Below are 6,769 nucleotides of genomic sequence, written 5' to 3'. Positions count from 1 at the left end.
GCCGTCAGATAGACGCCTTGTTCAGCAGGCTCCTAGGGCGCGTTGGCCGCTCGAGGGCCAGCGTTCTGCTGGGCACCCGTGACGGCGACCGTCCGAGCGGGCCGAGGCGTCGGTCGCGTGTTCCGATCAGCCGGCCAGTTCGTCTGCCAGGGCGTTCCACAACGCGGCGACGCCGTCCGGGCCGTCGACGACCACGTCGGACACCGCCACGAGGGCGTCCTGCTCATCGGAACCGGAGCAGATCAGCAGGGCCTTGACGCGGCCGGAGTCGCGCAGATCGCGGACGGCGCGGAACGCGGGCAGGTCGCCGAGATCGTCGCCGGCGTACATGATCGTGGTGGGCTCCACCTCGTCGACGAGGCGGTGGATCGCGTAGCCCTTGTCGAGGCCCCGGGCGCGCAACTCCATCACGAGGCGGCCGGGCTCGGTCTGCAGGCCGTGGCGTCCGGCCAGCTCCGCCAACGGCGCGGTGAGGCGCTCGAACGCGCCCGCCGGGTCGGGCAACTCGCGGGTGTGGACGCCGACGCTGAGCCGCTTGTACTCGATGCGAGCGCCCGACAGATCCAGCCCGGCCAAGAGCGCCGGCAGTTCGGCGGCCGCCTCCGCAACCCCAGCCGGCGCCTCGGGCTCGTCGAAGGCGCCCGTCCCGGCGTCCCAACGCTCGAATCCGTACAACCCCAGCACGGACGCCGACCCGAGGCCGTCGCGGGCGTCCAGGCGGCCGAGGCGGACGGCCTGCCGCGCGGGGCGTCCGGTGACGACGGCGACCTTGGCCACGCGCCCCCCGAGCCGTTCGAGGGCACCGAGGGTGGCCTCGGATGCCCAGGCCTCGTCGGGGTTGGGGACGATGGGGGACAGGACGCCGTCGAAGTCGCTGCACACGAGGGTCGAGGCGGGGTCGGCGACGATGGCGGACCAGGCGGCGCGGCCGGCGTCGGAGGTGATGTGCATGTTCTCCACCCTGTCACGCCGGAGGCCGGACGGGCTAGGTTGGACGTCAGGAGGTTCACTGATGACAACGAGCAACGAAGCCGGAACCGACACCCCCCGGGCGGCCCTCGTGGTCGTGGCCAACCGTCTGGCCGTCGAACGCACCACCGCCGCGGACGGCTCGGCAGGTTGGCAGACTTCACCGGGCGGGCTCGTCACGGCGTTGGTACCGATCATGCAGGCCAAGGACGGCGCGTGGGTCGGCTGGCATGGCGCACCCGATGAGGAGCTGGAGCCCTTCCACCACGACGGCATCGACATGATCCCCGTGGCCCTGTCCGCCGGCGAGGTGGAGGAGTACTACGAGGGCATGTCGAACGCGACCTTCTGGCCGCTGTACCACGACTCGGTCGCGTTCCCCGAGTTCCATCGCGAGTGGTGGGACGCCTACGTGGCCGTCAACCGCCGCTTCGCGGAGGCGGCCGCGTCCGCAGCGGACGACAACGGCACGGTCTGGGTGCAGGACTACCAGTTGCAGTTGGTGCCCTCGATGCTGCGCGAGATGCGTCCCGACCTGCGGATCGGCTTCTTCCTCCACATTCCGTTCCCCCCCTCGGAGTTGTTCCAGCAGCTTCCGTGGCGCCGCGCCGTGCTCGAGGGGCTGGCGGGTGCCGATCTCGTCGGCTTCCAGGTGCCCGGTGCCGCGACCAACTTCCTGAACCTGCTCCGCCGCCGGCTCGGCTGGGACACCCACCGGCAGGAGTTCGTCCGGCCGGACGGCAGCCGGGGCCGGGCCGCCGCCTACCCGATCTCGATCGCGACGCAGGCGTTCGAGGACCTGGCGAACTCCCCGGAGGTGGTGGAGCGGGCTGCGCAGATCCGTGAGGACCTGGCCGCCGAGACCGTCTTCCTCGGTGTCGATCGGCTCGACTACACCAAGGGGTTGCGCCAGCGGGTGCGGGCCTTCGGCGAGCTGTTCACCTCCGGGGAGCTGGACCCGGAGAAGGTCGTGTTCGTCCAGGTGGCGACGCCCTCGCGCGAGCGCGTCGAGGAGTACAAGCGGTTGCGCGACGACATCGAGTTGCTCGTGGGCCGCATCAACGGCGACTCCGGCCAGCTCGGACGCCCCCCGATCCACTACCTGCACCAGAGCTTCCCGCGCGATGAGATGGCGGCGCTCTACCGGGCGGCGGACGTGATGGTGGTGACGCCGCTGCGCGACGGGATGAACCTGGTGGCCAAGGAGTACGTGGCCTGCCGCAGCGACAACGACGGCGCTCTGGTGCTGAGCGAGTTCGCCGGCGCGGCGCGCGAGCTCAAGCAGGCCTGGCAGGTGAACCCGTACGACATCGACGGCATGAAGGAGGCGATCCTGGCCGCCGGCCGTGCGGGCAAGCAGGAGACCCGGCGCCGCATGCGGGCCCTGCGCAAGCAGGTCGCGACGCACGACATCGACCACTGGGCCGAGACGTTCCTGGCCGACCTCGACGCGATCTGATCCTTCGCCTCTGACTCAAACCGTCACGGGGATGGGGTGGACGAGGTGGCGGTCGGCAGGTACCAGCCAGCCCGACATCGCGCGGTCGAAGGTGGCAAGGATCAGGTCGTTGCTGCGCGCCAGGTTGAGCAGATGGAGGTCGGGTGCCTGCCGGTGTCCTACGAGCACACTGGCGTCCACGCCGGCGAACGCGAGGCTGGAGGCGTCCGGGACGAACGACCATCGAGGGTCCTTCCGGAACCCCCGGACGGCGTCATCCACCTCCCTCACGGCCGTGGGTCTCCCTGCGACCGCTGGATTGAGCAGGAGGCGGTAGAGAGCGACCTCGGTGAGCGGCGTCGTGGCCCAGCCCTCCACCCCGGTCAGGAAGGCGTGGGCATCGCGGTGATGCACGTGGTTGCTCAGGCAGAGGGCCACGAGGACATTGGCATCGAGCAGGTAGCTGGGGGTGGCTCTAGTCATCCCGGTGCTCGGCAACGAGGTCGTCGGTGACCACGTGGCCAGGAGGGCCGATGAGGATGGGGAACGGACTGTACGAGACGTCTGCGGTCGGGGCCGTTCGCTGCTGGATGCCTTGGCGCGCGAGGTCGCTGACTGCCGTGCCCAAGGAGACCCCCTTCGCCGCGGCGAGGGCCCGCGCGACGGCCATCACGTCGTCGGACAGTTCCAAGGTCGTTCTCATGGCGTCGCAGCATAGCATCACATCATCACCGCATCAGGATACCCATCGCTGCGCTGCTGTGCGAGGGTGGGCCATGGCCTCGATCGATCTCACCCACGAACTCGTCGAGCAAATCGACTGGCACTGGCGCGGTCAGCTGCGTTCGCGGCTGGACGGGCTGACGGACGACGAGTATCTCTGGGAGCCGGTCGCCGGCGCCTGGAACGTGCGCCCCAAGGCGGAGTCAACGATGGAGATGCAGCCCGGCGCGGGTGACTGGACCATCGACTGGGCGTGGCCCGAGCCGGATCCGGCCCCGGTCACGACCATCGCCTGGCGGCTCAACCACCTCCTCGTCGGCGTGCTCGGCGCCCGGCTGGCCGGGCACTTCGGCGGTGAGCCCTGCGACTACGACAGCTACGACTACCCCTCGACCGCCGCGGACGCCCTCGCCCGGCTCGACGACCTCTACGCCCGCTGGCGCGACGGCATCGCCTCCTGGTCCGACGCCGACCTGGCCGTTCCGGTCGGCGACGCCGAGCCGCCCCAGTACGCCGAGTCCCCCCGGATCACGCTGGTGCTCCACATCAACCGCGAGCTGATCCACCACGGCGCCGAGATCGCCCTGCTCCGTGACCTGTACGCCCATTCGGCGTGAGTCTCCCGGGGGGAGGGGCGCAGCATCAGCTCCGCACGGCGGATTCGACCAGGCGCAGCCAGATCTCGCTCGCGGTGGGGTAGGCGGGCACGGCATCGCGCAGCGTCGCCAGCGGCACCCGGCCCACGATCGCGATCGTCGCGGCGTGCAGCAGCTCCCCGACCTCGGCGCCGACGAACGTGGCCCCGATGATCCGGTCGCCCTCGATCACCAACCGGGCGTGGCCGGACGCGTCGTCGCGCAGCAGGCCGAAGCCGGCCGCGGCGCTCATCTCCTCATCGACGACGCGCACCTCCCGGCCCGCGTCCGCAGCCTCCGCCGCGGTCGCACCCACCTGGGCCACCTGCGGGTCGGTGAACACGACCTGCGGCACCGGAACGGCGTCGTCGGGCTCGACCGGCCCCGGATCTTTGCCGGACGCCCGCGCCGCGATCGCCTCGCCCACGCGGCGCGCCTGGTACTTGCCCCAGTGCGTGAGCGGCGGGCCGCCGGTCACGTCCCCCACGGCGTACAGCCCGTCGGCGAGCCGGGTGCGGCCGTCCAGGTCGTCGGGATCCAGGCCCACGCCGGCCAGGCCCAGGTCGCCGGCGGCGGGGCGGCGTCCGGTGGCCACCAGCACCTCGTCGAACGACACCCGCTCGCCCTCGATCGTGACGCTCACCGGGCCACCGTGCGGACGCCCCACCGCGCGGTCGGCGTCCGGCGCGTCGCGCTCGGGCTCCGACGCGGTCACCCCGAAGCGGAGGCGGACGCCGGCCTCGGTGAGGCTGGCTGCGACGGCGTCCGACGCACACTCCTCGAAGCGCTGGAGCAGCCGGTCGCCGCGGACGAGCAGCGTGACGTCGGCGCCCAGGGCGTTCAGCCACGTCGCAGCCTCGCACGCCACGACGCCGCCGCCGATGATCGCGATGCTGCCCGGCACCTCGGTGACGCCGGTGGCGTCCCGAGACGTCCAGGGGTCGACGGCTGCCCAGTCGTCCGGGATCACCGGCTCGCTGCCGGTGGCGAGCACCACCGCGTGCCGCGCGCGCAGGTGGCGGACGCCGGCGTCGGACTCCACGTCGACGCGAAGCTGGCCCGCCAAGCGACCGCGGCCGCGGACGACCTCGATGCCGAGGGATTCGGCCCACTCGACCTGGCCGGAGTCGTCGAGATCGCTGCGCCAGGTGTCGCGTCGCGCGAGGAGGGCGTCACGCTGCACCGTGACCGACGAGATGCCGTCCAGGTGGTTGGCCGCGCCGGCCACGTCGAGCGGGCGCAGCAGCGCCTTGCTCGGCATGCAGGCCCAGAAGGAGCACTCGCCGCCCACCCGCTCGGCCTCGATGAGCGCGCACGTGAGGCCGGTCTTCTCGACGGCGTACTGGGCGGCGTTCTCACCGGCGGACCCGCCGCCGATGACGATGACGTCATAGGTGTCGGTCATGGCCGGGTTCACGAACGGAGCCACGCGAGCGCGGCTTCTTCGTCGTCGGGGCCGAAGGAGCGCCACGCGATGCCCGGTGCCGCCTGGGCCGAGAGGCCCGTCAGTGCCTGGAGCGCCCCGGGTTCGCTGACCAGCGCGGCCTTCTCGACGTCGGGCAGGAACTTGGCTCCCTTGGCGTCCAGCCAGGCCGCGGCCGGCTCGATGCGCGACCACGCGATGTGACCGATGCGCGCCAGGACGCGCACCGAGCCGTGCTCGGCGATGAGGGCGTCGAGGACGGTGTGGAGCTGCTCCTCGTCCTCGCGGGTCAGACCGCCGGCGTAGGCGACATCGATGATGTTGGTGCCCTCGACGGTGCTGATCCGGAACTGGTCGTGCTCAGCCATGCTCTTCTCCTCACGGGTGGTCACCGGGGCCGACCGTCTGGGGGCAGGGGCGCCCGGCCCGGGGTGGTCCCTGGAGCCTAGTCGGCGTCGGGGATGCGTTATCTTCTGTTCACACAGGGTGCCTACGGTCAACAAGACGCATCCGCTCCGGGCGGCTCGCCCACCGTGTCGAAAGGACTTCCATGTCGCGCAGGTTCGCAGTTTCCCTCGCCGGGCTGGCCCTGGTCGGCCTGTCCGCCTGTGCGGGTGGGGACGCCCCCGCCGCGTCCCCGGCGGCAACCGACGGGGCGGGGGACGCCGTCTCCGGCACGATCACCCTGTACACCTCGGAGCCCCAGGCGAAGGTCGAGGAACTCATCGCCGCGTTCAACGAGACCCATCCCGACGTGACGGTGGACGTCTTCCGGGCCGGAACCGGCGACCTCACGGCGCGCATCGAGTCGGAGCTGGCCACGGGCGAGGTGCAGGCCGACGTGCTGCTGGCCGCCGACGCCCCCACGTTCGAGAACTACAAGGACCAGGACCTCCTCATGGAACTGGATGTCGACACCGCTGGGCTGTTGGAGGAGGTCGTCGACCCCGAGGGTTTCTACGTCGGCACCCGGGTGATCCCGACGGTCATCGCCCACAACACCACGGCCATCACCACCGCACCCGCGTCGTGGCAGGATCTCACCGACCCGCAGTACCGCGACCAGATCGTCATGCCGAACCCGGACGTCTCCGGTGCCGCCGCGTTCAACGCCGCCGTGTGGCTGCTCAACGACGACCTGGGCGAGCCCTGGCTCACGGCTCTGGCGGCGAACCAGCCCGTCATCGCCGACTCCAACGGGCCGGTGTCGCAGGCCGTGGCGTCGGGGGCGCAGCCGGTGGGCATCGTCGTCGACTATCTCGTGCGCGACCTCGCAGACGCGGGTTCCCCCATCGCCGTCTCCTACCCGAGCGAGGGCGTCCCGTACGTCTACCAGCCGGTGGGCGTGTTCGCGAACACGGACGCCGAGGCCGCGGCCATGGCCTTCGCCGACTGGCTGGTCTCCTCGGAGGGGCAGCAGCTGGCCGTCGAGCAGAACTACCTGCCGGTCCGCACCGACGTCGACTCGCCCGAGGGCGCGCCGGCGATGGCCGACCTGGAACTGATGGAGTTCGACCTGGCCGAGGTGCAGCAGCGGCGGACGGAGGCCGTCGAGCTCTTCAACCGCCTGTTCCAGTAGGA

General features: G+C 71.5%; 8 protein-coding genes. 3 read left to right on the top strand and 5 right to left on the bottom strand.

Translation table 11 applies throughout. The annotated features are described in order from the left end of the window. Positions 1 to 126: 126 nt before the first annotated feature. Positions 127 to 951: a trehalose-phosphatase gene (gene otsB / locus IFY26_RS16670; RefSeq protein WP_232550134.1), complete on the bottom strand. Its 825-nt coding sequence runs from the start codon at positions 949 to 951 to the stop codon at positions 127 to 129. A 61-nt stretch (positions 952 to 1,012) separates the two neighbouring features. On the opposite strand from otsB, the gene IFY26_RS16665 reads away from it, so the two are divergent. Next, positions 1,013 to 2,428 (top strand): alpha,alpha-trehalose-phosphate synthase (UDP-forming), encoded by a 1,416-nt coding sequence (locus IFY26_RS16665; RefSeq protein ID WP_232550133.1) that lies wholly within the window; start codon positions 1,013 to 1,015, stop codon positions 2,426 to 2,428. 15 nt (positions 2,429 to 2,443) lie between these two features. Here IFY26_RS16665 and IFY26_RS16660 read toward each other — a convergent pair whose 3' ends face one another. Then, positions 2,444 to 2,890 carry a TA system VapC family ribonuclease toxin gene (locus IFY26_RS16660; RefSeq protein ID WP_232550132.1) on the bottom strand — a complete coding sequence of 149 codons (447 nt, stop codon included), beginning with the start codon at positions 2,888 to 2,890 and terminating at the stop codon, positions 2,444 to 2,446. Next, entirely contained in the window at positions 2,883 to 3,110 is a 228-nt protein-coding gene (locus IFY26_RS16655) for a DUF2191 domain-containing protein (RefSeq protein ID WP_232550131.1), read from the bottom strand. Before IFY26_RS16655 ends, IFY26_RS16660 begins: the two co-directional genes overlap by 8 nt. A gap of 73 nt (positions 3,111 to 3,183) precedes the next feature. Between IFY26_RS16655 and IFY26_RS16650 the strand changes: the two genes are divergently transcribed. After that, a complete protein-coding gene (locus IFY26_RS16650; RefSeq protein ID WP_232550130.1) occupies positions 3,184 to 3,747 on the top strand; it encodes a DinB family protein in 564 nt (187 codons plus the stop codon). Positions 3,748 to 3,772: 25 nt separating this feature from the next. Here the strand turns inward: IFY26_RS16650 and IFY26_RS16645 are convergent, their stop codons facing one another. Both IFY26_RS16645 and IFY26_RS16640 read right to left on the bottom strand, forming a co-directional pair. Then, on the bottom strand, positions 3,773 to 5,194 hold the full coding sequence (locus IFY26_RS16645) for a dihydrolipoyl dehydrogenase family protein (RefSeq protein ID WP_232550129.1): 1,422 nt from the start codon (positions 5,192 to 5,194) through the stop codon (positions 3,773 to 3,775). Continuing rightward, complete coding sequence (locus IFY26_RS16640) at positions 5,179 to 5,556, bottom strand: SpoIIAA family protein (protein ID WP_232550128.1); 378 nt, start codon at positions 5,554 to 5,556, stop codon at positions 5,179 to 5,181. Before IFY26_RS16640 ends, IFY26_RS16645 begins: the two co-directional genes overlap by 16 nt. A 182-nt stretch (positions 5,557 to 5,738) precedes the next feature. Here IFY26_RS16640 and IFY26_RS16635 point away from each other — a divergent pair, with 182 nt between their 5' ends. Then, positions 5,739 to 6,767, top strand: coding sequence for an extracellular solute-binding protein (locus IFY26_RS16635; protein ID WP_232550127.1), 1,029 nt, complete (start codon positions 5,739 to 5,741; stop codon positions 6,765 to 6,767). Positions 6,768 to 6,769 lie beyond the last annotated feature (2 nt).

It is taken from the genome of Propioniciclava soli, assembly GCF_014858005.1.
Taxonomy (GTDB): domain Bacteria; phylum Actinomycetota; class Actinomycetes; order Propionibacteriales; family Propionibacteriaceae; genus Propioniciclava; species Propioniciclava soli.
The sequence above is the reverse complement of the archived record's forward strand: the minus strand, read 5'-3'. Positions and strand labels throughout refer to the sequence as shown.

What these genes read in the sequence shown, in the direction of transcription:
- otsB (WP_232550134.1), bottom strand. Translation starts at nt 951, where the DNA reads ATGCACATCACCTCCGACGCCGGCCGCGCCGCCTGGTCCGCCATCGTC.
- IFY26_RS16665 (WP_232550133.1), top strand. Translation starts at nt 1,013, where the DNA reads ATGACAACGAGCAACGAAGCCGGAACCGACACCCCCCGGGCGGCCCTC.
- IFY26_RS16660 (WP_232550132.1), bottom strand. Translation starts at nt 2,890, where the DNA reads ATGACTAGAGCCACCCCCAGCTACCTGCTCGATGCCAATGTCCTCGTG.
- IFY26_RS16655 (WP_232550131.1), bottom strand. Translation starts at nt 3,110, where the DNA reads ATGAGAACGACCTTGGAACTGTCCGACGACGTGATGGCCGTCGCGCGG.
- IFY26_RS16650 (WP_232550130.1), top strand. Translation starts at nt 3,184, where the DNA reads ATGGCCTCGATCGATCTCACCCACGAACTCGTCGAGCAAATCGACTGG.
- IFY26_RS16640 (WP_232550128.1), bottom strand. Translation starts at nt 5,556, where the DNA reads ATGGCTGAGCACGACCAGTTCCGGATCAGCACCGTCGAGGGCACCAAC.
- IFY26_RS16635 (WP_232550127.1), top strand. Translation starts at nt 5,739, where the DNA reads ATGTCGCGCAGGTTCGCAGTTTCCCTCGCCGGGCTGGCCCTGGTCGGC.